A 23,348-nucleotide genomic window follows, 5' to 3' on the forward strand; every position below is an offset into this window, starting at 1 on the left:
GAGAGGGGCGATTCCCTGGCTGTGGTTATGATTGGAGCGATGACCCGAATTCTTCGTGGCGTGCTGATCCACACCCCCTCGAGCCCCTTCCACGGCCCCGGGCTCGAGGCCTTTTCCGACGGCGGGCTCGTCATCCAGGAGGGGCGGATCGTGGCGGCGGGAGCTTTTGCGGAGGTTCGAGGCCAGTATCCGGATGCCGAAGTTTCCGATCTGCGAGAAGGGGTGATCCTGCCCGGGTTCGTGGACCTCCACGTGCATTACCCGCAAGCGCGGATCATCGGGGCGCTAGGGTATCGGCTGTTGGACTGGCTCGAGGTCAATACCCTCCCTGAGGAAGCTCGCCTGGCGGATGTAACGTATGCTCGCGCCCTGGCTAAAGACTTCCTGCGCGGCTTGCTCAACAATGGCACAACGACGGCCCTGGTCTTCGGCTCGCACTTCGCGGCGGCGATGGAGGTGTTTTTTGAAGAGGCCCTCGCCTCCGGGCTTCGCATCCTGAGCGGTTTGGTGCTCTCCGACCGGAACCTGCGCCCCGAGCTCCACACCACGCCCCAGCGGGCTTACCGGGAGAGCCTGTGGCTTGCGCAGAAGTGGCATGAGCGGGGCAAGCTGCGCTACGTGGTTACCCCGCGCTTCTCCCTGTCGTGTTCGGAGGCGATCCTCGAGGTCTGCCAGCAAATACAAAAGGAGCTCCCGGGGGTCTTCTTTACCAGCCACCTCAACGAAACGCCCGAGGAGATCGCCGCCGTGAAGCGGCTATTTCCCTGGGCCGAGTCCTACTGTCAAACCTACGACCGATTCGGGCTGGTGAACCAGCGCGCGGTGTTGGCCCACAACGTCTACCCCCAAGACGCCGAGCTCGAGTGCCTGGCCTCGCGCGAAGCGGCGGTGGCCCACTGCCCCTGCTCCAACGCTTTCATCGGAAGCGGGATCTTTCCGCTCAGGCGCCACCTCGAGGCCGGGGTGAAGTTCGCCTTGGGCACCGACGTGGCGGGGGGTACGGGTTTTGGGATTCCTAAGGAGGCCCTGATGGCCTACTTGGCCCAGCGGCTACTGCCCGAAGGCCACCTGCTGACGGCTCCGCAACTTCTATACCTGGCCACCAGGGCCGGGGCCGAGGCCTTGGGCTTGCAGGGGGAGATCGGGGATTTCGGGATCGGCAAGGCCGCGGACCTGGTATACGTCAAGCCGCCCAAGGGGAGCAGCCTCGAGGCCGTGCTACGCCACGCCGAAACCCCCGAACAAGCCCTGGGGGCTTTGTTCACCATGGCCTCCGAGGCCGACATTGCGCAGGTGTACGTGGATGGGAAGGAGAGGCTAGAAGGCTCAAGCCCCGACCTCTGCTAGCACCTCGCCCAGCAGGCCTAGGGCGAGGTCCGCTTCCTCCAGGCTGAGGATCAGCGGGGGGGCCAACCGCACCGTGCTGGGCCCTGCCGAGAGGACCAGCAGCCCTTTCTCGAAGGCTTTTTGCTGGATCTGGTCGCGCAGCGCGGGATTCTCCTCCCGGGTTTTGTGGTCTTTTACGAAGTCCAGCCCGATCATCAACCCTCGCCCCCGCACATCGCCCAGGCGGGGGTGCTTTTCCTGTAGCTTGCGCAGCCCCTGTATCAGGTGTTGGCCTATCTTGCGGGCGTTTTCCATCAGCCCTTCTTCCAGCAGGTCCAGCGTCGCCAGGGCGGCCGCCACCGAGACCGCGTTGCCGCCGAAGGTGGTGCCGTGGGCTCCGGGAGTCCAGGTGGAGAGTTCTTCGCGAAACACGACGGCGCTGATGGGGTAGCCGGAAGCCAGTCCCTTGGCCAGCACCACGATGTCGGCTTGCACTCCCTCCTGCTCGAGGGCCAAAAAGCTTCCGCTGCGTCCCACCCCGCTTTGTACCTCGTCAGCCACCAATAGGATGCCGTGCCGCTGGGTCAGCTCGCGCAAGCCCTGCACGAATCCTTTGGGCGGCACCACATACCCGCCCTCTCCCTGGATGGGCTCGAGGAAAACCGCGGCCACCTCGTCCGCGGGCAGGCTGGTGTGGAAGAGGTGCTCGAGGTGATCCAGCACGGCTTGCCCAACGTTTTCCGAGCCGGCCCCCAACGGTGGGCGGTAGGGGTGGGGGTAGGGGACGTGGACCACGTGGGGCAGTAGAGGTCCGAAGCCACGGCGGTACTTGGCGTTTGAGGCGGTGAGCGACAAAGAGCCCAGGGTACGCCCGTGAAAGCTACCGCTGAAGGCGATCAGGTAAGGGCGGCGGGTGTGGTAGCGGGCCAGCTTGATGGCCGCCTCGATGCCCTCGGTGCCGGAGTTGGCGAAGAACACCCGGTAGCCTCCGCCTAGCTTGGCGGCGAGGCGCTCGGCCAGGGTGACGGCGGAGTCGTGGGTGAAGTCCGAGAAGCAGACGTGGGCAAACTTCTGGGCCTGCTCGGTCACGGCTTTAACCACCCGCGGGTGGGCATAGCCGGTGGTGTTGACCGCGATTCCTGCCATCAGATCCAAGAAACTGTTCCCGTCCACGTCGTAGAGCCAGCAGCCCTCGCCGCGTTCGGGTACCAGCGCGTAGGGGCGGACGTACGAAGTGGACATTTGCCGGCGGTCGCGCTCGAGGATGGCTCGGGCTTTGGGGCCGGGTAGAGCGGTCTGGATCAAAGGACGGGTCAACATGGATTCAGTATACGGCTATGCAGATTCTGATTCATCGGAGATTGTCGAGGCCGCCAGCCTGGAGGCTCCACAGCTCGCGGCCATCGTCTGGGGGGCTTTCGTCGCGCCCGGGGTTGGGGAACGTGACGGGCGAAGCCGCTCTCCGCGAAAAGCAGAATGGCCCCCATCGAGTGGCTGGTGGTATGCTCTAGACTTCGGCCTCGCCCTGTTATAAACTTTGACTCGGTATAAAAACTTAGAGACGTAAGACCGAAGGCAACCAAGCCACCAATGGGGCAAAACGGAGGAGCGATGCGAATCAAGAAAATAGGGGTTGTCGGTGCGGGAACGATGGGTGGGGCCATTGCGGCTCTGGCCGCTTCGGCGGGGGTTCCGGTGGTGTTGCTCGACATCCCGGGGCAGCAAGACAAGCTCGAGCTGGTCAAGAAGGGCCTCGAGCGGCAACTGAAGAGTAAGCCCGCGGCCTTCATGGACAAAAGCCGGGCCAGCCTGATCGAGCTCGGTACCACTGAGGAGCTCACCAAGCTCAAAGACTGTGACTGGATCGTCGAGGTCATCATCGAGAAACCCGAGCCCAAACAGGAGCTTTTCGCCAAGCTCGAGGCGGTCGCCCCGCAGGCGATCGTCTCCTCCAACACCTCCGGCATCCCTATGCGGATTTTGCTCGAGGGCCGCTCGGAAGGCTTTCGTAAGCGATTCCTGGGCACCCACTTCTTCGCTCCGGTGCGCTACTTGCACCTCTTGGAGCTGATCCCCACCCCCGAGACCGATCCCCAGGTGGTCGAGGCAATGCGCCACTTCGGCGAGCGCATCCTGGGCAAGGGCACGGTGATCTGTAAAGATGCCCCTGGCTTCATCGCCAACCGGCTTGGCGTGTACGGTATGACCCAGGCCATGCGGCTGATGATGGAGGAGGGGCTTACCATTGATGAGGTGGACGCCCTCACCGGCCCCTTGGTGGGCCGCCCCAAGTCGGCCACCTTCCGCACCGGGGACATCTCCGGGTTAGACGTGCTCAAACTGGTCTCCACCGAGCTTGCCCACACCACCGGGGAAGACTTCCGCATGCCCGACTGGGTGGAGAACCTGATCCAGCAGGGCAACCTTGGCGAGAAGACCGGGGCGGGCTTTTACAAAAAGGTGGGCAAGGAGATCCTCACCTACGATTACCGCAGCGGCGAGTACAAGCCGCAGGAAAAGCTGCGCCTGCCGGAGATGGCCGCTATCAAGGACCTACCCCTCTCTGAGCGGCTAAGGAGGGTGGGAGAACTGCCGGGCAAGTACGGCGCGTTTGCCCGCAAGCTCTTCCTCTTCACCGCGCACTACGCCCTCGAGAAGGCTCCCGAGATCGCCTACGACATCCCCTCGGTGGACCGGGCCCTGGAGTGGGGCTTCGCCTGGGAGCAGGGCCCCTTCAAGAACATGGACGCGGTAGGTCTCGACTACCTCCGCCAAGGCTTCGCCGAGCTGGGCCTAGATGAGCCGGAGCTCTTGAAGAAAGCCCAGGGGAGTTTTTACAAGGATGGTACCTATCTGGGCTTTGACGGACAGTACTACCCCATTCCCAAAAACCCTGCCCACATCACGGCCTCGGGGCTGCGCAAAGCCGGAAAGGTGATCCTAGAGGGCAAGGAAACCGCCCTGCTCGACCTGGGGGACGGGGTAGCTCTTTTCGAGAACCGAGCTAAGATGGGGACCCTCGGCGAAGGGGTGCTCCGAGAACTGCACAAAGCCCTCGACTGGATAGAGCGGAGCGATTACCGCGGTTTGGTGCTCTCCCACGACGATCCCCGTACCTACTCGGCGGGCGCTAACTTGGCCCTGGTCCTGATGGGGGCGCAGGAAGGCGATTGGGACGAGATGGCCCGGGCTGTGCACACCTTCCAGCAGACCGCCATGCGGCTGCGCCGCTCGCCCTTCCCGGTGGTCTCGGCTCCTTTTGGCCTCACGTTGGGCGGTGGGGCCGAGTTCAGCCTGCACTCCGACCTCATCCAGGCCCACGCCGAGCTGTACATGGGATTGGTCGAGGTGGGCGTGGGCCTGATCCCGGCGGGTGGGGGCACCAAGGAGATGCTATTCCGTTTCACCCAGGAGTTATCTGCCTACGGTCCCGACATCGACCTCTTTGAGGGGGTGAAGCGGGCTTTCCAGATGATCGCCCTGGCCCAGACCTCCACCAGCGCTCTCGAGGCCCGCAACATGGGCTTCCTGCGCCACGGCGATGGTATCAGCATGAACCGCGATACCCTCATCTCCGACGCCAAGACCCGAGTGTTGGCCTTGGCCGAGGGCTACGTGCCCCAGCCCCCTATGAAGATTCGCGCCCTGGGGGCCGAGGGCATCGGCAACCTGCGTTACGCGCTGTGGCAGTTCCAGGAAGCCGGCCAGGCCTCCGAGCACGATGTCCGCATCGGCGCCGAGCTGGCCTACGTGCTCTGCGGCGGGGACGGCCCGCCCCGCGAGGTGAGCGAGCAGGATATCCTCGACCTCGAGCGCGAGGCCTTCCTCAAGCTCTTGGGCACCCGCAAGACCCAAGAGCGCATCGCCCACACCCTCAAGACCGGGAAGCCGCTGCGGAATTAGGGGGCTTTGCCAATGAGCTAGCGGCTCAGGACGTAGAACTTCTTGCTACACTCGACGCATGAACTACCGTGATTACATTACTCTCGAGCCCGGCAAGCGCAGCGGGAAGCCCTGCATTCGCGGGATGCGGATCACAGTGTACGACGTACTGGAATACCTAGCGAGCGGAATGAGCGTGGAAGAAATCTTAGATGACTTTCCCTATCTGACCCGTGAGGACATCCAGGCGTGTCTGGCCTACGCGGCTGACCGCGAGAAGACCCAGATGGTGGTAGCGGCTTGAAATTGCTGCTGGATCACAACCTCTCGCCCAAGCTGGTCTCGAGGCTGGCTGATCTTTACCCCGGTTCGAGCCATGTGTATTTGCTGGGCCTTGAGACCGCTGATGACCGCGCGGTATGGGAGTATGCCCGGCAGGAAGGCTACACAGTGGTTAGCAAAGACTCCGATTACAACGACCTGTCGCTGCTGCTGGGTTTCCCACCCAAGCCGGTTTGGATACGACGGGGGAACTGCTCGGTGCGCGAGATTGAGGCCACACTACGGGTCCATCATGCCGAGGTCGCGAGCTTCCTCGAGGACCCTGAAAGCGGGATTTTGATCTTGTTGTAAGCGAGGTGAGGCTTGAGGTGATTCGGCACTTCGTGGCCCTCGGCGACAGCTTCACCGAAGGAGTAGGCGACCCGGTGGAGGGAATTGCCTTGCGCTCCGCCCACGACTGGCTGGCCGAGGGGATGCGGGCGGCCAGCCCCGGCCTGCGCTACACCAACCTCGCCAGCCGGGGGCTGCGCGCCGGGGAAATCCGCGCCCAGCAGCTCCAGCGCGGGCTCAGTCTGGGGCCCGACTTCGTGAGCATCGTCGCGGGGGCCAACGACTGCCTTAAAGAGCCCTTCGATGTCGATAGCCTGCGGGCCGAGCTCAACCTGATGTTTGGCGCTTTCCAGAGTATCGGGGCGCAGCTCTTCACCGCCACGCTGCCCAACTTCACGCTGCGCCTTGAGCTCCCGGACGGCGTGCGCGAGCGCGTGAGGCGCAACCTCGAGGCCGCCAACCACATCCTCCATGACCTTGCCGGGCGCTACGATGCGATCTTCTTCGACTTCTGGGAGAGCGAACTGGACAAAAATCCAGCCCTTTGGAGCGAAGACGGGGTGCACCCCAACGCCAGGGGCTACCTCGAGATCGCCCGGCAGGTGGCGGTGGTGCTCGAGCGGCCCGGCATCGCGCTGTGGGTGCCGGTGGCGCAGGAGGAGGGGAGATGACCACGGTTTTTCCCAAGGCCAAGGCCGAGTCCTGGCGCACCCGCCTGTGGCGCTGGGGCTTCAACCTGTTCCCGGCCTACCGGGGCACCGGCGGGCGGGTGACCTACATCGCCCCCGACTGGAAGGAGGTTCACGTGGCGCTGCCGCTCAACTGGTGCACGCGCAATTATGTGGGCACAATCTTCGGGGGAAGCCTGTACGGCGCCATCGACCCCATCTACATGCTCATGCTCATCCAGCTGCTGGGACCCGACTACATCGTGTGGGACAAGGCGGCCACCATCCGCTTCCGCAAGCCAGGGAAATCGACGCTCTACGCCCGCTTCGTGCTCACCGAAGAGGAGTTGGGGACCATCCGTACCCTCACCGCGCAGAACCCCTCGGTGGACCGGGTCTACCCGGTGGATCTGGTGGACAAGGACGGCGTGGTTCACGCCTCCTTCGAAAAAACCCTCTACATCCGTAGGAAGACAAAGGAGCCAAGATGAAAGAAGCCGTGATCGTCAGTGCAGTCCGCAGCGCCGTAGGGCGCGGCAAGAGCGATGGGGCGCTGGCCAGCGTTCACCCCATCGACCTCTCGGCCACCGTGATGCGAGCCGCCGTCGAAAAAGCCGGGGTAGCCCCCGAGGTCGTCGAGGATGTGCAGTGGGGCTGTGCGATGCCCGAGGCCAGCCAGGGCCTCAACATCGCCCGTCTGGCGCTGCTGCGCGCCGGGTTCCCGGTCGAGGTCACCGGGGCCACCATCAACCGCTTTTGCTCCTCGGGCCTGCAGAGCATCGCCTACGGGGCGCAGGCCATCCTCTCGGGCATGAACGAGGTGGTGCTGGCCGGGGGGGTGGAGATGATGAGCCAGGTGCCCATGTCGGGCTACCACACCCAGCTTCACCCCGAGCTGACCGAGGCTTACATCGGCATGGGTTTCACCGCCGAGCGGGTAGCCCAGCGCTGGGGGGTGACCCGCGAGGACCAGGACGCCTGGGCCTACGGCTCGCACCAGAAGGCCCTCAAGGCGCAGGCCGAGGGCAAGTTCGAGGGGGAGATCGTGCCGGTGGCGGTGAAACGGGTGAGCTGGAAGGGAGCCAAGAAGCAGGTCGAGGAGACCTACTTCGCCAAGGACGAGATCCCCCGCGCGGATACCAGCCTCGAGCGCCTGGCCAAGCTCAAGCCGGCCTTCAAGGAGGGCGGCACCGTGACCGCCGGCAACGCCTCGCCCTACTCCGACGGGGCCGCCGCGGTGCTCTTGATGAGCCGCGAGAAGGCCGATGAGCTGGGGCTCAAGCCGCTGGCCCGCTTCGTGAGCTTCGCTACCGGGGGCGTAGACCCCGACATCATGGGCGTGGGGCCGATCAAGGCCGTGCCCAAGGCGCTGGCCAAGGCCGGCATCGGGCTCGAGGACATCAAGCTCATCGAGTTCAACGAGGCCTTCGCTGCACAGGTGCTGGCGGTGATGCGCGAGCTCGGCTTCAACCCCGAGATCGTCAACGTCAACGGCGGGGCCATCGCGCTGGGCCACCCCCTGGGGGCGACGGGGGCCAAGCTCACCACCCAGCTCATCCATGAACTCGGGCGGCGCGGCGGCGGGCTGGGCCTGGTGACGATGTGCATCGGCGGGGGGATGGGGGCGGCGGGGGTGTTTGAGGTCTACCCGAAGGGGTAGAGCCCCTCGCTCACCCCTTGCTTACGTAGCCTTGCTACCTTGGGCTTATGGCATGGGTGTTATTGCTCATCGCAGGGCTTTTGGAGACCGCTTGGGCCATCGGGCTCAAGTACACCGAGGGCTTCACCCGCTTCTGGCCGAGCGTATTCACGGGGGTAGCCATCCTGGGTAGCATGTACTTGTTGTCGCTGGCCGCTCGGACGCTTCCCATCGGGACTGCATACGCCGTCTGGGTAGGGATTGGAGCCCTGGGGGCGGCGGTGCTGGGGATTGTCCTCTTCCAGGAGACGCTTTCCCTGGCCCGGGCCCTGTTCCTCATTTTGTTGCTGGCCTCGATCGTGGGGCTCAAGTTGACCGCGGGGAGCCCTGCATGAGAGGAGGGCTGCTGGTAGGGGCTCTGCTCTTCGGGCTCAGCGCTTGCGTGCCCGCGCCTCGCGGTAGCGTCTCTACTTTCCCTCTTGCCCTCGAGCCCGGTCGGGTACTGCCGGTGTCGCCGGGAGGGCGCTGGTACGTGCAGGGCCTATATGACCAGGCCTCCTATCGGGCCCAGGCTGTGTTTTTGGCCAACGGGGAACTGGCCCGACGTCAGATCGCCCCCCTTCCCGGTTCCGCCGCAGCTGCGTTTGGCGTAGACCCTTTGGAGGGATTACGCTTTTTCGATCCCTTTGGGGGGTGTGACGGTCCAAGAGGGGAGCAGGCCACGAGGTTTCGCCTCCAGCTCGAGGAAGCGCCCCCTGGCTGGTCGGTAGGACTGTTTTCCGCGGCTTTCCTCCTGCGCTGCGCCGAGCCGGTCGAGCACCCCTTGCCCGGCCTCCACGGCAACGACCCCGAACGACCGGCTATGGTGATTAGCCTGGAGTTTACCCTGGCGCTGCGGCTTCTATACGCGGTGGATATCCCCTCGAGCACCCCGCCGGGAAGCTACCCGCTGCGGCTGAAGGTGACCTATTACCCCTCGGGCCGCACCGTTACCGAAACCCTCCTCTTCCAGGTCCAGCCTTCTCGCTAAGGGGCTTTCCTCATTGACCAAAGGGCGGTTCGCGGATAAAATTTGACCGAGTATAAGATTGTATCTAGTCGACCGAGGTGAGGCATGATCGCAGATCGCAAGTTGGTGAAAAAGGGCGGTGGCTGGCTGCTGGAGAGGCCCGAAGGCATTTTCACCCCTGAGGACTTTGACGAGGTGACGCGGGAGATCATCAAGACCACCCGTACCTTTGTCGAGCGCGAGTACCGGCCGGTAGCCGAGCGCCTCGAGCACGGCGAGCTCGAGCTCAACGTCCCCCTGATACGCAAGGCCGGCGAGCAGGGCCTGTTGGGCATCGAGGTGCCCGAGGAGTACGGCGGCCTGGACCTTCCCAAGACCATCTCCACCGTGGTGGCGGAGGCGCTCTCGCCTACCGGCGGCTTCAGCGTGACCTATGGGGCCCACACCTCTATCGGCACCCTCCCCCTGGTCTACTTCGGCACCCCCGAGCAGAAGGCCAAGTACCTCCCCAAGCTGGCCAGCGGCGAGTGGATCGCCGCCTACTGCCTCACCGAGCCGCAATCCGGCTCCGATGCGATGGGAGCCAAAACCCGTGCCGAACTCAGCGAGGACGGCAAGCACTACATCCTCAACGGCACCAAGATGTGGATTTCCAACGCCGGTTTCGCCCACCTCTTCACCGTATTTGCCAAGACCAAAGAGGGGCTCACCGCCTTCTTGGTCGAGCGGGACACGCCGGGGCTGCGCTTCGGAGGCGAGGAGAAGAAGATGGGCATCAAGGCCTCGAGCACCCGCCAGGTCTTCTTCGAGGATGTACGGGTTCCTGTCGAGAACGTGCTGGGTGAGCTGGGCAAGGGGCACAAAATCGCCTTCAACGTGCTCAACGTGGGCCGCTACAAGCTGGGGGCGGGGGCCATCGGCGGAGCCAAGGAGGCCCTGGAGCTTTCCGCCAAGTACGCCAAAGAGCGGATCGCTTTCGGTCATCCTATCGCCCACTTCGGCCTCATCCAGCACAAGCTCGCCGAAATGGCCGCGCGCATTTTCGCCGGAGAAAGCGCCGTCTACCGCACTATGGGGCTGATCGACGAGGCCTTGGAGGGCAAAACCGGGGCCGAGGCGGTGCTGGCGGGTATCGAGGAATATGCCATTGAGGCCAGCATCATCAAGGTGTTGGGTTCAGAGATCCTCGACTACTGCGTGGACGAGGGGGTGCAGATCCACGGTGGCTACGGCTACAGCGCCGAGTACCCCATCGAGCGGGCCTACCGCGACAGCCGGATCAACCGCATCTTCGAGGGCACCAACGAGATCAATCGCCTCTTGATCCCCGGCATGCTACTGAGGCGGGCCATGAAGGGCGAGCTGCCGCTGGTAGACGCCGCCACGAAGCTGCAAAAGGAACTCATGGAGCCCTCTTTCGACCAGCCCGATGACCTCGAGCTCGCCCAGATCGAAAACCTCAAGAAGCTGGTGCTGATGACGAGCGGCTTGGCGGCCTTGAAGTACACCACCAAGCTCGAGGAGGAGCAGGAGATCCTGGCCACCGCTGCCGACATCCTCATCGACATCTACGCCGCCGAGTCCATGCTGCTGCGCTCGCGCCGCTTAGGGGGTGGGGTCTACGCCGACATGACCACCCTCTACCTCTACCAGGCCCTCGACCGCGCCCAGGCGGCTGTCCTCGGCGTACTGCCCCGCCTGGCCGAGGGCGACGAGCTGCGGGGGATGGCCTCTGCCGTGCGCCGCCTGACCAAGCACGAGCCCACCGACCTCGTGGAGCTGCGCCGCCGCATCGCCCAGAAGGTGCTCGAGGCTGAGGGTTATCCGCAGCCCAGAGCTTGAGCGCGGTTGTGACCAATACCCCCGCGGTTTTGCGGGGGTATTGTTATGTTTGGGACATGTCCATTCGGCACGGAACCGCCGGGAAGACTTTGCGGAACAAGCTTTTGATCCTGATGGCCTTCCTTCTGATCGTAGGAGTGGGTGGATACCTCCTCATTCGGCTGTTCGTACCCCTCCTCGCTCCGGCAGCCCCAATCCTTGCACTGTTCCTCGTTGTCCGGATGCTCAGCAGCAAGGAAGTCTCCCGAACAATACGGGCCCTGGGGAAGGGGTACCTCGGGGAGATGACGGTAGGCAAGCACCTCGAGCAGCTCCCTACGGGGTGGCGCGTCTTTCACGATCTGGACTTGGGCGGCGAGAATGTGGACCACTTGGTGATAGGCCCAGCCGGAATATTCAACGTCGAGGTCAAGAACTACAGCGGTAAGGTAATTGCCACGCCCAGGGGTCTGTACAACAAAGGCCAGCGCCAGGATGAGGTGGTCAAGCAAGCCTGGCGGCAGTCACACAGGCTGAGGGAGATTTTTGGGGTGGAGGTGAAGCCGATTCTGGTATTTGTGGGCGATCAGCTCGAAGGCGATCGAGTCGGGAAACTCCCGGTCAAGCGCCCTGACGAACTCTTGTCCTACTTCAAGGGGCTGCCCAAGGTTTGGGAATACGCTGAATTCATAGCGGTGGTCCGAAAAGCGGAGCAGTTGGTTAAGTAGGGCTCTTGCATCAGGCAAGGCCCACGCCCCGGTAAATCTCCTCGAGCCCCACCTTTAGCTCGAGGCAGGGCAGCTCGAGAACGTCGTTGCCCTCGAGGGTTTCGTAGCGCCAGGTGCCGTCTTCCAGGCGGCGGTAAACCTCGACGAGCCGCTGGTCTTGAGAGACCAGGATGTAGGCGTTGAGGCTGGGGATGGCCTTGTAGCTGTGCAGTTTCTCGCCCCGGTCGATGGCTTCCGTCGATTCCGACAATACCTCGATGATCCAGCAGGGGAAGCGCTTGAACCGTGAACCATCGCTTCTCTCCTCACAAGTGAGGAAGAGATCAGGGTAGTATCCCCTTCCACTAGGGGTTTGCAGGATCATGTCGTTGATGAACAGGTCACAGTCCGCGGTTTCGGCGGCATCCAGAATCAGGCGGTAGAGACGACCGCTGATGCGGTTGTGGAAATCCGTTCCGCCGGCCATGGCGAACAGGTAGCCATCCACGAATTCGTGGCGCACCTGCGAGTGCTGCTCAAACTCCAGATACTCCTCGAAAGTGGCTTGTCGGACGGGGTTCTGGCGGGCCATAGCTCGAGTATACAGGCGGCGCTTGGTGGCCTGGTAACTTGAGCTGACCGCACGTTAGACGTCAAACGTCGTACGTCGTACGTCATACGTCATACGAAGGGGATCGTCCCCTAGGTGTACAGCCATAGGCTGTCCCGACAGGGAATCTACCCCCACGTTTAGCGTCTGGCGTTTTGCGTATTGCGTACGACGTAAGTGTGAGCAATCAAGTGGGGCAGCCGGGAACCCTCGGCTCTGGACTGGTTTGTGCTATACAACTCGCCGGACGGGGGTTCTAGAGATCTAGGATGAGAAAGACGAGGGTAGCGTGTAAACTCGAAGGACATATGCGCTTGGCAATTGTGGGCGTAGGCAAGATGGGCCGAAGCATCCTCGAGGGCATCCTCAAAGCGGAGTTTCTAGCCCCCCAAGAAGTGGGCATAGTAGATGTAAAGGAATATGCGCAAGGGATAGCGGCGCAGTACGGGGTGAGGGTCCTCACCCATCCCGAGCTGCGTATGGCCGAGCGGGTCTTGCTCAGCGTGCAGCCCAAAGACCTGCCTACCGTGGCTCCCCAGGTCACCCATCCCAACATCGGGTACATCTCGATCATGGCCGGGGTCTCGACCCGCCTGCTGGCGGAGCGTTTAGGGACCCGGCGGGTGGTACGGGCGATGCCCAATCTGGCCGCCACTATCGGCAAAAGCTCGACCGCAGTGGTCGGTCCCCGTGAGGCAGAGGAGGCGGGGGACCTCGAGTTTGCCCGGCAACTCTTCGCCACCGTAGGGGATGTCTATGACCTTCCCGAGCGCCTATTTGATGCCTTTACCGGAATGTCGGCGTCGGCCCCGGCTTACGTGGCGGTGGTCGCCGAAGCCCTGGCCGATGGCGGGGTGAAGATGGGGATTCCCCGCGCCCAGGCCCTCAAGCTGGCCGCAGATGTGTTGATTGCTACCGGAGAGCTCCTGCGGCACAAGCATCCAGCGGTGATCAAGGACGAAGTGAGCAGCCCCGGCGGGACCACCATCTATGGGGTAGCGGCGCTCGAGGCCCGCGGGATCCGCGCAGCCCTCATCGAAGCCGTCCAAGCCGCCACGCTGCGCGCCCACGAGTTGGGGCGAGAGGAATAACCCTGCTGGTTGGAAGGTGGCCGGTAAAATTCGAAGGATGCGTACCCTCACTGCTATGCTGGCTTGGCTTGTGACCCTGGCGTTGGCCCAGCCTAGCGCCTACTTTCCCAATGGGGTCGGTCTTAGCTGGACGTACTCCTCGGGAGAGGAGCAGGTCTTCGCCCGCCAGAAAGACGGCTTCCTGATGCTCGAGCACCGCTACGCGGGGCGCGCCCGTTACGCCGATCTGTTGCGCTACGACGCCACCGGGGTCTACCTGGAGGGAGTGTATATCGGCGGGGCGGTGCAAAAATACGCTCCTCCGCTCCAACTCTACCCTTCTGCACCGCTCATCATCGGGCAGGAGTGGGGGATGAAGAGCAGCATCCAGGGCCAGGTAGTGGCCTTCGTGGCCAAGGTGACGCGGCTGGAAGGGGTTCAGGTTCCGGCGGGAAAATTCAACGCCTACGTGATCCGCACCTCCCTCGTTACCCAATCTGGCGGTAGCAGCGTGGTGGAGAGCTACTTCGTGCCCGGGGTGGGGGTGGTGCGTTTCGTGGGGGCCGACGGCAGCAAGGTGGATTTGGTGAAGTTCGTTCGGCCCTGAAGGGTGGGGTGCAAGGAGCTTCCGGCCTCGAGCCTCACCTACTAAGCTAGAGCCATGGAACTGCAAGTGGTGAAAATCGAAAAACCCGATAACCTCAACGTCATTCTGGGGCAATCGCACTTCATCAAGACCGTAGAGGACCTGCACGAGGCTATGGTCACGGCGGTTCCGGGAATCAAGTTTGGCCTGGCTTTCTGCGAGGCCTCGGGGAAGCGGCTCGTTCGCAAGACCGGCACCGCCCCCGAGCTGGTAGAGTTGGCGGCCAAGAATGCCTACAGCATCGGAGCCGGGCATTGCTTCGTCATCGTGTTGGGGGAGGGGTTTTTCCCGATCAATGTGCTTCACGCGATCAAGGCTTGCCCGGAGGTGGTGCGGATCTTTGCCGCCACCGCCAACCCGCTCGCGGTAATTGTGGCCGAGCAGGAGGACCAGCGGGGGGTTTTGGGGGTGCTCGATGGGCATAAGCCGTTAGGGGTGGAGGCCGAGGAAGATATCGCCTGGCGCAAGGACCTGCTGCGCAAGTTGGGGTACAAACTCGGGTAGGCCCTGTCGCTTTGCGTCGGCGGCAGGGTAAGCTATAGCCGCTATGGTGCACATCGGCGAACAGGCTCCTGCGTTTTCCCTTCCTGACCAAGAAGGAAAGCTACATAACCTTGCGGATTATCGCGGTAAATGGGTGGTGCTCTACTTCTACCCCAAGGACGACACCCCTGGCTGCACCAAGGAAGCCTGCAACTTCCGCGACGAGAAGGGGAGGCTAGAAGAGATGGGTGCGGTGGTACTTGGGGTCTCTGCCGATGACCTCGAGAGCCACGGGAAGTTCCACGCCAAGTATGCCCTCAACTTTCCCTTGCTCTCCGATCCCGGCGCTGAGGTCATCAAAGCGTATGGCGCCTGGGGGGTGAAGAACCTCTACGGCCGGGAGTATGAGGGCGTGCTGCGCCAGACTTTTCTGATCGACCCCCAGGGCAAGGTCGCTAAAGTCTGGGAGAAAGTCCGGCCTGATGAACACGCCCTCGAGGTCGCCGAGGCGCTACGCGAATTGCAGAAGGCCTAAACGGACCCCCCGTCGCTATGAACGACCTCGAGAGATACAAACGCCAAGCCGCCCTCGAAGCGGTCAGGCAGGTCCGATCCGGAATGGTGGTCGGCCTGGGAACCGGCTCTACGGCCAGGTATGCGGTGATGGAGCTGGGCCGCCGGATCCGAGAGGGGGAGGTGGAGCACATCCGGGCCGTGCCGACCTCCGAGGCCACCGCCCTGCTGGCCCGGGACGCCGGGATTGAGCTGGTGGAGCTAGGGCCGGAGGGGGTAGACCTGGCGATCGACGGCGCGGACGAGGTAGCCCCCGATCTGGCCCTCATCAAAGGGCTGGGTGGGGCGCTGCTGCGGGAGAAGATCGTCGAGTCCAACGCCCGGCGCTTCCTCGTGGTGGCCGACTATACCAAGCGGGTCGAGCAACTCGGGCGGGGGGTGGTTCCGGTCGAGATCGTGCCCTTCGGTTACCGGGCCACCCTCGCCAGGCTGGCGCAGCTGGGTGAGCCTAGCTTGCGGATGGCGGGGGAGGAGCCTTTCTACAGCGATGGGGGCAACCTGATCGTGGATGTTCGTTTTGGCCCCATTTCGGATCCTCGAGGGCTCGAGGCCCGCCTCAAATCCATCCCTGGTGTGGTGGAATCCGGGCTATTTGTAGGGATCGCTACCGAAGCGATTTTGGCGGGGCCGGACGGGGTGCAGGTGTTGGGCAGAGGAGGGGTATAGGATTCTCGGGCTTGCGAAAAGAGGCCTCGAGCGGCTACCATAACCCCTATGGAGGCTTTTTTGGCCTACAAGCCTGGGTCCTGGCCCGGCCTACGAATGGTGGAGGTTGCCCGGCGGTAGCGAAGGGGTTTGCGGCTACCGCCGGGGCGCTTGTAGGATGCGCCCCGGTTCTTTTTGGCAACACATCTTGAGGAGAGAGCAATGAGCAGGGTTTTTTACATCACCACCGCGATCGATTATGCCAACGCAGCCCCCCACATCGGCCACGTCTACGAGAAAATCCTGGCCGACTTTCTGGCCCGGTGGCACCGACTGGACGGCTACCAGACCTACTTTCTAACCGGAACCGACGAGCACGGCGAGAAGATCGCCCGCGCGGCGGCCAAGGCCGGGAAGAGCCCCAAGGAGTTCGTAGACGAGCTTGCCGAGGGCAGCTTCCGTGCGCTCTACGACCGTCTGCAGATCAGCTATGACGACTTCATCCGCACCACCCAGGAGCGGCACAAGCGCTACGTGCAGGAGGTGCTGCAAAAAGTCTACGACGCGGGCGACATCTACTACGCTGAGTACGAGGGGCTCTACTCGGTGGGTTCCGAGCGCTTCGTGACCGAGAAGGAGCTGGTGGACGGGATTTTCCCCGGCGACTCCGAGCCGCCGGTGCTGCGCCGGGAGGCCAACTACTTCTTCCGCATGGAGAAGTACCGCCCTTGGCTCTTGGAGTACCTGCAGAACAACCCCGACTTCATCCAGCCCGCCGGCTACCGCAACGAGGTGCTGGAGATGCTCAAGGAGCCCATCGGTGACCTCTCCATCTCGAGGCCCAAGGAGCGGGTGCCCTGGGGTATTCCCATCCCCTGGGATGAGAACCACGTCACCTATGTGTGGTTCGATGCCCTGCTCAACTACATCTCGGCCTTGGTCAGCAAGGGCCTCTTCGAACCCTACTGGCGGCACTGTTGGCACGTGATCGGCAAGGACATCCTAAAGCCCCACGCGGTCTTCTGGCCCACCATGCTCAAGGCCGCCGGGCTGCCGCTGTACGAAAGGCTGGTGGTTCACGGGCATATCCTGGCCCTCGACGGGCGCAAGATGGGCAAGAGCTTGGGCAACGCCATCGACCCGGTGGAGATGCTCGAGAAGTACGGGGTAGATGCCCTGCATTACGCCCTCTTGCGCGACACTACCCTGGCCGCCGACAGCCCCTTTGGGGAGGCGGTGATCGTCTCGCGGCTCAACTCCGATCTGGCCAACGACTTGGGCAACCTGCTTTCGAGGGTACGCACCATGCTGCTGAAGTACTGCGGGGGAGTGTTACCCGAGCCCTCCGGGGCAGGCTCCGATATTGCCCGAGAAGGCGTGAGCTTAGCGGCTAAGGTCCGCCCCCTGATCCGCGAGCTGCGCTTTAACCTGGCGCTCGAGGAAATCCTACAGTACGTGCGCAGCCTCAATAAGTACGTCAACGACCAGAAACCTTGGGAGCTGGCCCGGGATGATTCACGCCGGAAAACCCTGGAGGAGGTGCTTTATACCGTGGTCGAGGGGTTGCGCATTGCCAGCGTCTTGCTCGAGGCGGCTATCCCCAACAAGGCCAAGGAGCTGCGCCGGGCGCTGGGGTTGGGGGATTACACCGTGGCCGAGAGCGAAGTTTGGGGACTTTCGCCCGCCGGTACCCGCATCCCTGCGGAGGCGCCCATCCTGTTTCCCAAGCTCGAGGCCACGCCGCAAGGCGCTGAACGCCCAGCGGATAAACCCGCCGCGGGGCTCGAGCCTTCGCTTCAGCCGCCAGCAAAGGGGGATGACCCGGAGGGGACCAACGGCCTTATCTCCATCGAGGACTTTGCCCGCATCGAGCTGCGGGTAGCCGAGGTGGTCAAGGCCGAGAAGCATCCTAGGGCCGATAGGCTGCTGGTGCTCACGCTGAACGTGGGCGACCACACCCGGCAGGTGGTCTCGGGGATCGCCCAGTTCTACACCCCCGAAAGCCTGGTGGGGAAGAAGCTGGTGCTGGTGGCCAACCTTAAGCCGGCGACCTTGCGTGGGGTGGAGTCCCAGGGGATGATCCTGGCCGGTGAGGATGCCCAGGGCCGCATCGTGGTGGTCACCCCGGAGGCTGACTTGCCGCCGGGCGCCAAGGTTCGCTAGCGGCAAAGAAGGAACCGGCTTCATACGGCTTCTTGCCGGTGGGTTCCGTCGTAGCTGAGCCGCATCCGCTTGCCATCGAGCACGGTTTCCAGGTGCACCGGGCGGCTCCATAGCCGGTGGAGGTTTTCCATCACCGCGCGGGCTTTGCGCAGGTCCAGCTCCGCCCCCTCATAGTGTTGTTCGAGGTAGAGTTCTCCACGGTTTTTGTAGTTGGCGTCGGTGAGGTAGACGATAGGGTTGCCCGCGTTGGTGAGCATGAATAAGAGGCGTTGCTTGGCTTGGTGGAAGCGCTCGAGCTCTTCTGCTGAGATGATCCGCTGCTCGAGGGCGAACGCTGGGGTGAAGAACTCTTCCAAAAAACTGATGTCATTGTATACCCGGCGTACTTGGAAGAGCTTGGCCCTCGCGTCGCCGGGCTCGCCTTGCCAGATGAGCTTGTCCATCAGCTCGGCGGCTTCGTACTCGGGGCCAAAGCGCCCTTTGCGCCAGCGCTCTTCGATGTGCTTCATCAGGGTGTAGCCGATCTTATAGGGGTTGAACCCGCGCCCCCCCAGTACCCCGGCCTGGAGTTCGGCGAAGTCCAACACCTCGCCAGGCTCGAGCAGGCCGCCATTCATCAGCGCAGTATGCCAGTAGGTGGCCCAGCCCTCGTTCATCACCTTGGTTTGGCCCTGGGGGGCGAAGTAGTAAGCCTCCTCGCGGATGATCTCGAGGATGGCTTTCTGCCAGGGAGCCAGCGGGGCGTACTTGATTAGGAAGGCCAGCACGTCGCGCTCGGGTTGTGGGGGTATGGGTTCGCTGATGGCTGCCTCTGCTGCTTCTTTGGGCGGCTCGGCGGGAGGGTTGACGTAGGGCTCGAGGTAGGCCCGCACCGGCATCCGTAGCGGGGTACCATCGGGCTCCTTGACCCCTTTGGCCCGCTGCACGAACAGGCTGTGGGGGTCGATGAGGTTCTCGAGGGAGAGCGCCAAATCCAAGAACTCCTCCACGGGGCGAACCCCGTGGCGCTCCATGAGCTTTTCGACCAAAGCGGCGTGATTGGCCAGCTCGTCGTGCATGGACTTGGGTGCCGGGGCGAAGTAAAGGTTCTCCTTGAAGAAGTCGGCGTGCCCGTAGACGTGGGCGATCACCAGCTTGTGGGCTAGGGGGGGGTTCGAATCCAGCAAGTAGGCGTAGACCGGCTTGGTATTGACCACCAGCTCGTAAATTTTCGAGAGCCCGTAGCGGTAGGTCTCCTTGAAGCGCAGGTATTCGCTGCCCCAGCGCCAGTGCGGGTAGCGGCGAGGAAAGCCCATGTAGGAAGCCAGCATGGCCATCTGCTCCCAGTCCACCACCTCGAAGATCACCGGGTCGAAGGAGAGGCCCTGGGCTTTGGCCCGGGCTTCGATTTCTACGGCGAGGGCTTGAAGGTCGGACCTAGTCATAGCTCCTCCCGCTAATCGCCGCTGCTTCCCAGAAGGCGCTTGAGGGCGCTGGGCAAGCTCTCGCGCCCGCCTACTTCGGCGGTGGCCAGGGCTGGGTGGGATGGAAAGTGGCTGCGCAGGTCGTCGATGAAGCGGCCCTGGCCATAGCGGCTGCGCACCTGGGCATAGCCGTAGAGGGAGAGGGTGGGCAGGAGGGTTTTGAGGGCCTCGAGGGCCTCGGCGGTGTCGTCTTGCCAGTTGTCGCCGTCGGTGAAGTGATAGACGTAGCGGTTGTAGAGCTGGGTGGGGTAGCGTTCTAAGACCTGTTGGGCTAGCTTGATGCCGCTCGACAGCCGGGTTCCACCTCCCTCGCGCAGCCGGAAGAAATCTTCCTCCGAGACCTCCCAGGCCTCGGCGTCGTGCAGAAGATAGTGCCGCGATAGCCGAGGAAAGTGTTTTTTGACCCAGGCGCTGATCCAGTAGGAGAGGATCCGTACCAGGCGGAGCTGCTCGCCCTCCATCGAACCCGAGACGTCCAGGGCGAACACCAGCACGGCTTGGGCTTGAGGACGCGGCTTAGGCTCAGGGGCGCGGTAGCGATAGTCATCGCGCTCGGGGACTAGGCGGGGATCTTCGGGCCGGTAAGTTCCGCTTTGGATGGCTCGCCTGAGGGCCTGGCGCATGGTGCGGCGGGCGTGGCGCAGAGATTCCGGGCCGCGCCGGGAGAGCGTGGTGTACTTAGGGGAGGGCTCCTCCACGGCCCCCCCTTGTTTGGGCTCGAGCCGAGGCAGCTTGAGGGCCTCTCCGATCAGCTCGAGGAACTCTTCCAGGTCCATCTCGGCCACCGGGAGGTGTCCACCGGGGCCCAAACCGCCCCGCCCGGCAGTTCCGCCCATCCCCTGGCCTTCCCCCTCCCCTTCGCCTTCGCCCTGCCCCATCTCGTTTTGGCCGTACTGAAGCCGGGGAAGTTCGAGCTGGGGTAGCGGGATGCTCACCACCTGCCCGTCCAGGCTTCCCAAGTACTCCTCATGGGTCAAAAACTCCCTCGCCCGCTTCTTGACCTCACCCCGGACAATCTCCTTAAAGCGTTGTAGGTCGCGTTCGATGGGGCGCATAGGTCACCGTCGTACGTCAAAAGTGGGCCAGCGGCTCGCGGCTCGTGGTTTTTCCAGGCTGCAAGCCACCAGCCTTCCTTTGCGCAGTAGGTATGCCGTGCGGCGTGAAGCGCTCATGTTTTGGTATCCCCCCGGGCGAAGATCGAGGCCACAAACTCCAAGACTCCCGCTGCACAGTGTTCACAGTAGCCGTAATCGCGGATCAGCCGGGATTTCACGATGTCGATGCGGCCTTGGGTCTCGGGGTCCACCACGCCCGATACCAGCGCCGACAGCCGGATGGTGTCTTTCTGGTCTTCGAAGAGTTTCATCTCCAGGGCCCGGCGCAGGCGGTCGTTGTCCTTATAGGAGAAGCTGCGGCCTTCCAGCGCCAAAGCTCCGATGTAGTTCATGATCTCGCGGCGGAAGTCGTCCTTGCGGGACTCGGGGATCTCGATTTTTTCCTCGACCGAGCGCATCAGTCGCTCATTGGGCGGCTCAGGGGCGCCGGTGTAGGGGTTCTTGACCCGCTCGCCCAGCACGTAGGCCTTGATGTTGTCCACGTAGTTGCCGAAAAGCCGCTGCAAGGCGTCTTCGTCGGCGGCGATGGCTCGTTGCACTTCGTTCTTGACGGTTTCAGCGTATTCGCTCTTGATCTCTTGCAGCAAAGCCCGGTAGCGCTCCTTGGTCTTTTCGTCGGAGACCAGCGAGTGGTGGCGCAATCCCTCCTCGAGCTCGTTCATCACCATGAAGGGGTTGATGCAGGGCTCCTCGCTGGTGACGAGCACGTTGGAGATCTTGTCCTGGATGTAGCGCGGGGAGATGCCCTCGAGCCCCTCGTGCTTGGCCTCGAGCATCAGCTCCTTGACCGCCTCCTCGGTCCAGCCGGGGAGGAGTTTGCCGTCGTAGACCTTGAGCTTTTGCAACAGGCTGAGCCCGGCCTTCTTGGGGGGCTCGAGCCGGGTCAGCACCGCCCACATGGCGGCCATCTCGAGGGTGTGGGGAGCGATGTGCTTGCCCTTCACCCCCTGGAAGTCGCGTCGGTAGATCTTGACCTCATCGGAGGCCCGTAGGTTGTAGGGCACGTCGATTTTGATGGTGCGATCGCGCAATGCCTCCATGAACTCGTTGGCCTGGAGCCTTTTGAACTCAGGCTCGTTGGTATGCCCCAGGATCACCTCGTCGATATCGGTCTGGGCGAACTTTTTAGACTTGATCTTGTGCTCTTGGCTAGCGGAGAGTAGGTCGTAGAGGAAAGCCACGTCCAGCTTCAAGATCTCGATGAACTCCACCAATCCCCGGTTGGCGATGTTCAGCTCACCGTCGAAGTTGAAGGCCCTAGGGTCGGAGTCTGAGCCGTAGATGGCGATCTTGCGGTAGTTGATATCTCCGGTTAGCTCGGTGGAGTCTTGGTTTTTTTCGTCTTTGGGCTGGAAGGTGCCGATGCCTACACGGTCCTTTTCGGACAACACCAGGCGGCGCACCACGATCTCTTGCTCTAGCACCGCGGCCAAATCGCCACCGTGGCGCTGCATGGCTTCGCTCATCTGGAAACGGCAGGCTGGGCAGAGGTCTCCCTCGACCTCTAGGGGATAGGGGTAATCAGGGTGAGCCGCTCGTAGCTCGGCTAGGAAGTGCCGCCGCAATTCTGCAGGTAGCAGATGCAGGGGCTCTTCGTGCATAGGGCAGGGCATGACCTCGCCGGCAGTTTTCCAGCTGAAGGTGTATAGGGCCCCCTCATCGGTTTTGGAATAGCTCTCGAGCCCCTTCTTGAGCAGCCGGGCGATGGTGGACTTGGCTGACCCTACGGGGCCGTGGAGCAACAGAATCCGCCGCTCGGGGCCATAGCGATAGGCCGCAGCTTTGAAGGTCGCTACCAGCTGCATGATGGGGCGGTCTAGGCCAAAGATGGCGTCTTTGCCGTTTTCTATCGGATCATCGAAGAAGCGGTAATGGGTGAGCTTTTCGCGCAAACGCCCGTATTCTTGTTGCCCATAGCTTACGATCATGTCGTAGACCCGCTGGTAGCTGGTACGTAAAGGGCGCGGATCGGAGCGGAGCAACTCCAGATACTCCGCGAAACTCCCTTCCCAGTTGAGAGTGCGGTACCCCGCGATGTCTTGGTATTTGCGGATGAACTCTAGCGTATCCATACGCACCCTTCTTTCTCGCGCTCGCTTCGCGCCGGTTGGCCTCGGGGGCAGGAGGTGGGTCGGTTTCGGCTGTAGCCATCTAGCTTGCTCATACTGCTTGCTTGTCTCCTCTTTCTACGTCTGGGGTAAGTTCCATATATGCCTCTAACCCCCTCGTGGGGGTGGGCTGATTTATCAGGGTCTGAGTTGTCAAAGGGTGGGACGGGGGTAAGACTTACTTTAGATTAGCACCCTGTTACGATGACAAATGTGTAGATTTCACCAACGCTTTCTCAGAATTCGCGTAGAAAAACGATTTTTGGGGCCGTGCCCCGGGCCAATTGAGACGGGAGGAGCCGTTGTGGGTAAAACGCGACTTACGTCGTACGTCATACGCAATACGCAAAATGCCAGACGCTAAACGCGGGGGTAGATTCCCTATCGGGACGGAGCAAGCTCCGTGCACCCGGAGGTAGATTCCCTGTCGGGACGGCGTACCGCCGTACACCCAAGGGACGATCCCCCCTCCCTTGACCCCCGCCCCTCGAGCCAAGACAATGCAATGCATGGAGATCACGCCCGAGCTGATCCGCCACCTCGAGCACCTCGCCCGCCTCGAGCTCTCCCCCGAGGAGGAAGCCCGCATGGCGGGCGACCTCAAGAAGATCTTCGACTTCTTCGAGAAGCTGGGCCACCTCGACACCGAGGGCCTACCCGAGCTAGCCCGCCCCGTGGAGCTTGCCAACGTGCTGCGCGAGGACGAGCCCGGTGCGGTGCTGTCCCAGGAGGAAGCGCTCTCGGTGGCCATCGAGGCCAAGGACGGCTTCTTCGTCGTGCCGAGGATGATCGAGTAATGCCGTACGTC

General features: G+C 62.9%; 23 protein-coding genes. 18 read left to right on the top strand and 5 right to left on the bottom strand.

Annotated features, from left to right (window positions below; genetic code table 11):
* Positions 1–39: 39 nt before the first annotated feature.
* Complete coding sequence (gene guaD / locus DNA98_RS04620; RefSeq protein WP_165363965.1) at positions 40–1,347, top strand: guanine deaminase; 1,308 nt, start codon at positions 40–42, stop codon at positions 1,345–1,347.
* Here the strand turns inward: guaD and DNA98_RS04625 are convergent.
* Positions 1,327–2,646 carry an acetyl ornithine aminotransferase family protein gene (locus DNA98_RS04625; protein ID WP_110526400.1) on the bottom strand — a complete coding sequence of 440 codons (1,320 nt, stop codon included), beginning with the start codon at positions 2,644–2,646 and terminating at the stop codon, positions 1,327–1,329. The two genes, guaD and DNA98_RS04625, sit on opposite strands and share 21 nt — an antisense overlap.
* 291 nt (positions 2,647–2,937) lie before the next feature.
* Here DNA98_RS04625 and DNA98_RS04630 point away from each other — a divergent pair, with 291 nt between their 5' ends.
* From DNA98_RS04630 to DNA98_RS04675, 10 genes are all read left to right on the top strand, one after another.
* The gene (locus tag DNA98_RS04630) at positions 2,938–5,229 is read left to right on the top strand and encodes a 3-hydroxyacyl-CoA dehydrogenase/enoyl-CoA hydratase family protein (RefSeq protein ID WP_110526995.1); all 2,292 of its coding nucleotides are present in this window, start codon (positions 2,938–2,940) and stop codon (positions 5,227–5,229) included.
* Between the two features lie 58 nt (positions 5,230–5,287).
* Positions 5,288–5,512, top strand: a complete 225-nt coding sequence (locus DNA98_RS04635; RefSeq protein WP_013158234.1) for a DUF433 domain-containing protein — start codon at positions 5,288–5,290, stop codon at positions 5,510–5,512.
* Positions 5,509–5,841: a DUF5615 family PIN-like protein gene (locus DNA98_RS04640; RefSeq protein ID WP_110526403.1), complete on the top strand. Its 333-nt coding sequence runs from the start codon at positions 5,509–5,511 to the stop codon at positions 5,839–5,841. Before DNA98_RS04635 ends, DNA98_RS04640 begins: the two co-directional genes overlap by 4 nt.
* Before the next feature lie 17 nt (positions 5,842–5,858).
* Positions 5,859–6,491, top strand: a complete 633-nt coding sequence (locus tag DNA98_RS04645; RefSeq protein WP_110526999.1) for an SGNH/GDSL hydrolase family protein — start codon at positions 5,859–5,861, stop codon at positions 6,489–6,491.
* Entirely contained in the window at positions 6,488–6,979 is a 492-nt protein-coding gene (locus DNA98_RS04650) for a DUF4442 domain-containing protein (protein WP_110526406.1), read from the top strand. The genes DNA98_RS04645 and DNA98_RS04650 overlap by 4 nt, the downstream gene beginning before the upstream one ends.
* Positions 6,976–8,148, top strand: coding sequence for a thiolase family protein (locus DNA98_RS04655; RefSeq protein WP_110526409.1), 1,173 nt, complete (start codon positions 6,976–6,978; stop codon positions 8,146–8,148). Before DNA98_RS04650 ends, DNA98_RS04655 begins: the two co-directional genes overlap by 4 nt.
* Before the next feature lie 47 nt (positions 8,149–8,195).
* Positions 8,196–8,522: a multidrug efflux SMR transporter gene (locus DNA98_RS04660; RefSeq protein WP_110526412.1), complete on the top strand. Its 327-nt coding sequence runs from the start codon at positions 8,196–8,198 to the stop codon at positions 8,520–8,522.
* Positions 8,519–9,157 carry a hypothetical protein gene (locus DNA98_RS04665; protein ID WP_110526415.1) on the top strand — a complete coding sequence of 213 codons (639 nt, stop codon included), beginning with the start codon at positions 8,519–8,521 and terminating at the stop codon, positions 9,155–9,157. The genes DNA98_RS04660 and DNA98_RS04665 overlap by 4 nt, the downstream gene beginning before the upstream one ends.
* 84 nt (positions 9,158–9,241) lie before the next feature.
* Positions 9,242–10,978 carry an acyl-CoA dehydrogenase family protein gene (locus DNA98_RS04670; protein ID WP_110526418.1) on the top strand — a complete coding sequence of 579 codons (1,737 nt, stop codon included), beginning with the start codon at positions 9,242–9,244 and terminating at the stop codon, positions 10,976–10,978.
* Positions 10,979–11,034: 56 nt separating this feature from the next.
* The gene (locus DNA98_RS04675) at positions 11,035–11,685 is read left to right on the top strand and encodes a nuclease-related domain-containing protein (RefSeq protein ID WP_110526421.1); all 651 of its coding nucleotides are present in this window, start codon (positions 11,035–11,037) and stop codon (positions 11,683–11,685) included.
* 10 nt (positions 11,686–11,695) lie between these two features.
* Here the strand turns inward: DNA98_RS04675 and DNA98_RS04680 are convergent, their stop codons facing one another.
* Positions 11,696–12,256 carry a Uma2 family endonuclease gene (locus DNA98_RS04680; protein ID WP_110526424.1) on the bottom strand — a complete coding sequence of 187 codons (561 nt, stop codon included), beginning with the start codon at positions 12,254–12,256 and terminating at the stop codon, positions 11,696–11,698.
* A 326-nt stretch (positions 12,257–12,582) separates the two neighbouring features.
* Here DNA98_RS04680 and proC point away from each other — a divergent pair, with 326 nt between their 5' ends.
* The 6 genes from proC to metG all read left to right on the top strand — a co-directional run bounded on the left by proC (position 12,583) and on the right by metG (position 17,854).
* Positions 12,583–13,365 (top strand): pyrroline-5-carboxylate reductase, encoded by a 783-nt coding sequence (gene proC, locus DNA98_RS04685; RefSeq protein ID WP_110526427.1) that lies wholly within the window; start codon positions 12,583–12,585, stop codon positions 13,363–13,365.
* 55 nt (positions 13,366–13,420) lie between these two features.
* Positions 13,421–13,951 (top strand): hypothetical protein, encoded by a 531-nt coding sequence (locus tag DNA98_RS04690; protein ID WP_174720009.1) that lies wholly within the window; start codon positions 13,421–13,423, stop codon positions 13,949–13,951.
* Between the two features lie 54 nt (positions 13,952–14,005).
* Entirely contained in the window at positions 14,006–14,494 is a 489-nt protein-coding gene (locus DNA98_RS04695) for an adenosine-specific kinase (protein ID WP_110526434.1), read from the top strand.
* Positions 14,495–14,537: 43 nt separating this feature from the next.
* Positions 14,538–15,008 (top strand): thioredoxin-dependent thiol peroxidase, encoded by a 471-nt coding sequence (gene bcp / locus DNA98_RS04700; RefSeq protein WP_110526437.1) that lies wholly within the window; start codon positions 14,538–14,540, stop codon positions 15,006–15,008.
* Positions 15,009–15,025: 17 nt separating this feature from the next.
* Positions 15,026–15,712: a ribose-5-phosphate isomerase RpiA gene (rpiA, locus tag DNA98_RS04705; protein WP_110526440.1), complete on the top strand. Its 687-nt coding sequence runs from the start codon at positions 15,026–15,028 to the stop codon at positions 15,710–15,712.
* 201 nt (positions 15,713–15,913) lie between these two features.
* On the top strand, positions 15,914–17,854 hold the full coding sequence (metG, locus tag DNA98_RS04710; protein ID WP_110526443.1) for a methionine--tRNA ligase: 1,941 nt from the start codon (positions 15,914–15,916) through the stop codon (positions 17,852–17,854).
* A gap of 20 nt (positions 17,855–17,874) precedes the next feature.
* On the opposite strand, the gene DNA98_RS04715 is transcribed toward metG, so the two are convergent.
* The 3 genes from DNA98_RS04715 to DNA98_RS04725 all read right to left on the bottom strand — a co-directional run bounded on the left by DNA98_RS04715 (position 17,875) and on the right by DNA98_RS04725 (position 22,504).
* Positions 17,875–19,278, bottom strand: coding sequence for a SpoVR family protein (locus tag DNA98_RS04715; protein WP_110526446.1), 1,404 nt, complete (start codon positions 19,276–19,278; stop codon positions 17,875–17,877).
* Positions 19,279–19,289: 11 nt separating this feature from the next.
* Entirely contained in the window at positions 19,290–20,372 is a 1,083-nt protein-coding gene (locus tag DNA98_RS04720; protein ID WP_110526450.1) for a DUF444 family protein, read from the bottom strand.
* A gap of 113 nt (positions 20,373–20,485) precedes the next feature.
* Positions 20,486–22,504, bottom strand: coding sequence for a PrkA family serine protein kinase (locus tag DNA98_RS04725; protein WP_110526453.1), 2,019 nt, complete (start codon positions 22,502–22,504; stop codon positions 20,486–20,488).
* A 545-nt stretch (positions 22,505–23,049) separates the two neighbouring features.
* On the opposite strand from DNA98_RS04725, the gene gatC reads away from it, so the two are divergent.
* Positions 23,050–23,337: an Asp-tRNA(Asn)/Glu-tRNA(Gln) amidotransferase subunit GatC gene (gatC, locus tag DNA98_RS04730; protein WP_199489356.1), complete on the top strand. Its 288-nt coding sequence runs from the start codon at positions 23,050–23,052 to the stop codon at positions 23,335–23,337.
* The last annotated feature ends 11 nt before the right edge of the window (positions 23,338–23,348 follow it).

The sequence above is a fragment of the Meiothermus sp. Pnk-1 genome, assembly GCF_003226535.1.
In the GTDB taxonomy this organism is placed as follows: domain Bacteria; phylum Deinococcota; class Deinococci; order Deinococcales; family Thermaceae; genus Allomeiothermus.

Coding starts and splice junctions, on each gene's coding strand:
- guaD (WP_165363965.1), top strand. CDS start 40: ATGACCCGAATTCTTCGTGGCGTGCTGATCCACACCCCCTCGAGCCCC.
- DNA98_RS04625 (WP_110526400.1), bottom strand. CDS start 2,646: ATGTTGACCCGTCCTTTGATCCAGACCGCTCTACCCGGCCCCAAAGCC.
- DNA98_RS04630 (WP_110526995.1), top strand. CDS start 2,938: ATGCGAATCAAGAAAATAGGGGTTGTCGGTGCGGGAACGATGGGTGGG.
- DNA98_RS04635 (WP_013158234.1), top strand. CDS start 5,288: ATGAACTACCGTGATTACATTACTCTCGAGCCCGGCAAGCGCAGCGGG.
- DNA98_RS04650 (WP_110526406.1), top strand. CDS start 6,488: ATGACCACGGTTTTTCCCAAGGCCAAGGCCGAGTCCTGGCGCACCCGC.
- DNA98_RS04655 (WP_110526409.1), top strand. CDS start 6,976: ATGAAAGAAGCCGTGATCGTCAGTGCAGTCCGCAGCGCCGTAGGGCGC.
- DNA98_RS04660 (WP_110526412.1), top strand. CDS start 8,196: ATGGCATGGGTGTTATTGCTCATCGCAGGGCTTTTGGAGACCGCTTGG.
- DNA98_RS04665 (WP_110526415.1), top strand. CDS start 8,519: ATGAGAGGAGGGCTGCTGGTAGGGGCTCTGCTCTTCGGGCTCAGCGCT.
- DNA98_RS04670 (WP_110526418.1), top strand. CDS start 9,242: ATGATCGCAGATCGCAAGTTGGTGAAAAAGGGCGGTGGCTGGCTGCTG.
- DNA98_RS04675 (WP_110526421.1), top strand. CDS start 11,035: ATGTCCATTCGGCACGGAACCGCCGGGAAGACTTTGCGGAACAAGCTT.
- DNA98_RS04680 (WP_110526424.1), bottom strand. CDS start 12,256: ATGGCCCGCCAGAACCCCGTCCGACAAGCCACTTTCGAGGAGTATCTG.
- proC (WP_110526427.1), top strand. CDS start 12,583: ATGCGCTTGGCAATTGTGGGCGTAGGCAAGATGGGCCGAAGCATCCTC.
- DNA98_RS04690 (WP_174720009.1), top strand. CDS start 13,421: ATGCTGGCTTGGCTTGTGACCCTGGCGTTGGCCCAGCCTAGCGCCTAC.
- DNA98_RS04695 (WP_110526434.1), top strand. CDS start 14,006: ATGGAACTGCAAGTGGTGAAAATCGAAAAACCCGATAACCTCAACGTC.
- bcp (WP_110526437.1), top strand. CDS start 14,538: ATGGTGCACATCGGCGAACAGGCTCCTGCGTTTTCCCTTCCTGACCAA.
- rpiA (WP_110526440.1), top strand. CDS start 15,026: ATGAACGACCTCGAGAGATACAAACGCCAAGCCGCCCTCGAAGCGGTC.
- metG (WP_110526443.1), top strand. CDS start 15,914: ATGAGCAGGGTTTTTTACATCACCACCGCGATCGATTATGCCAACGCA.
- DNA98_RS04715 (WP_110526446.1), bottom strand. CDS start 19,278: ATGACTAGGTCCGACCTTCAAGCCCTCGCCGTAGAAATCGAAGCCCGG.
- DNA98_RS04720 (WP_110526450.1), bottom strand. CDS start 20,372: ATGCGCCCCATCGAACGCGACCTACAACGCTTTAAGGAGATTGTCCGG.
- DNA98_RS04725 (WP_110526453.1), bottom strand. CDS start 22,504: ATGGATACGCTAGAGTTCATCCGCAAATACCAAGACATCGCGGGGTAC.
- gatC (WP_199489356.1), top strand. CDS start 23,050: ATGGAGATCACGCCCGAGCTGATCCGCCACCTCGAGCACCTCGCCCGC.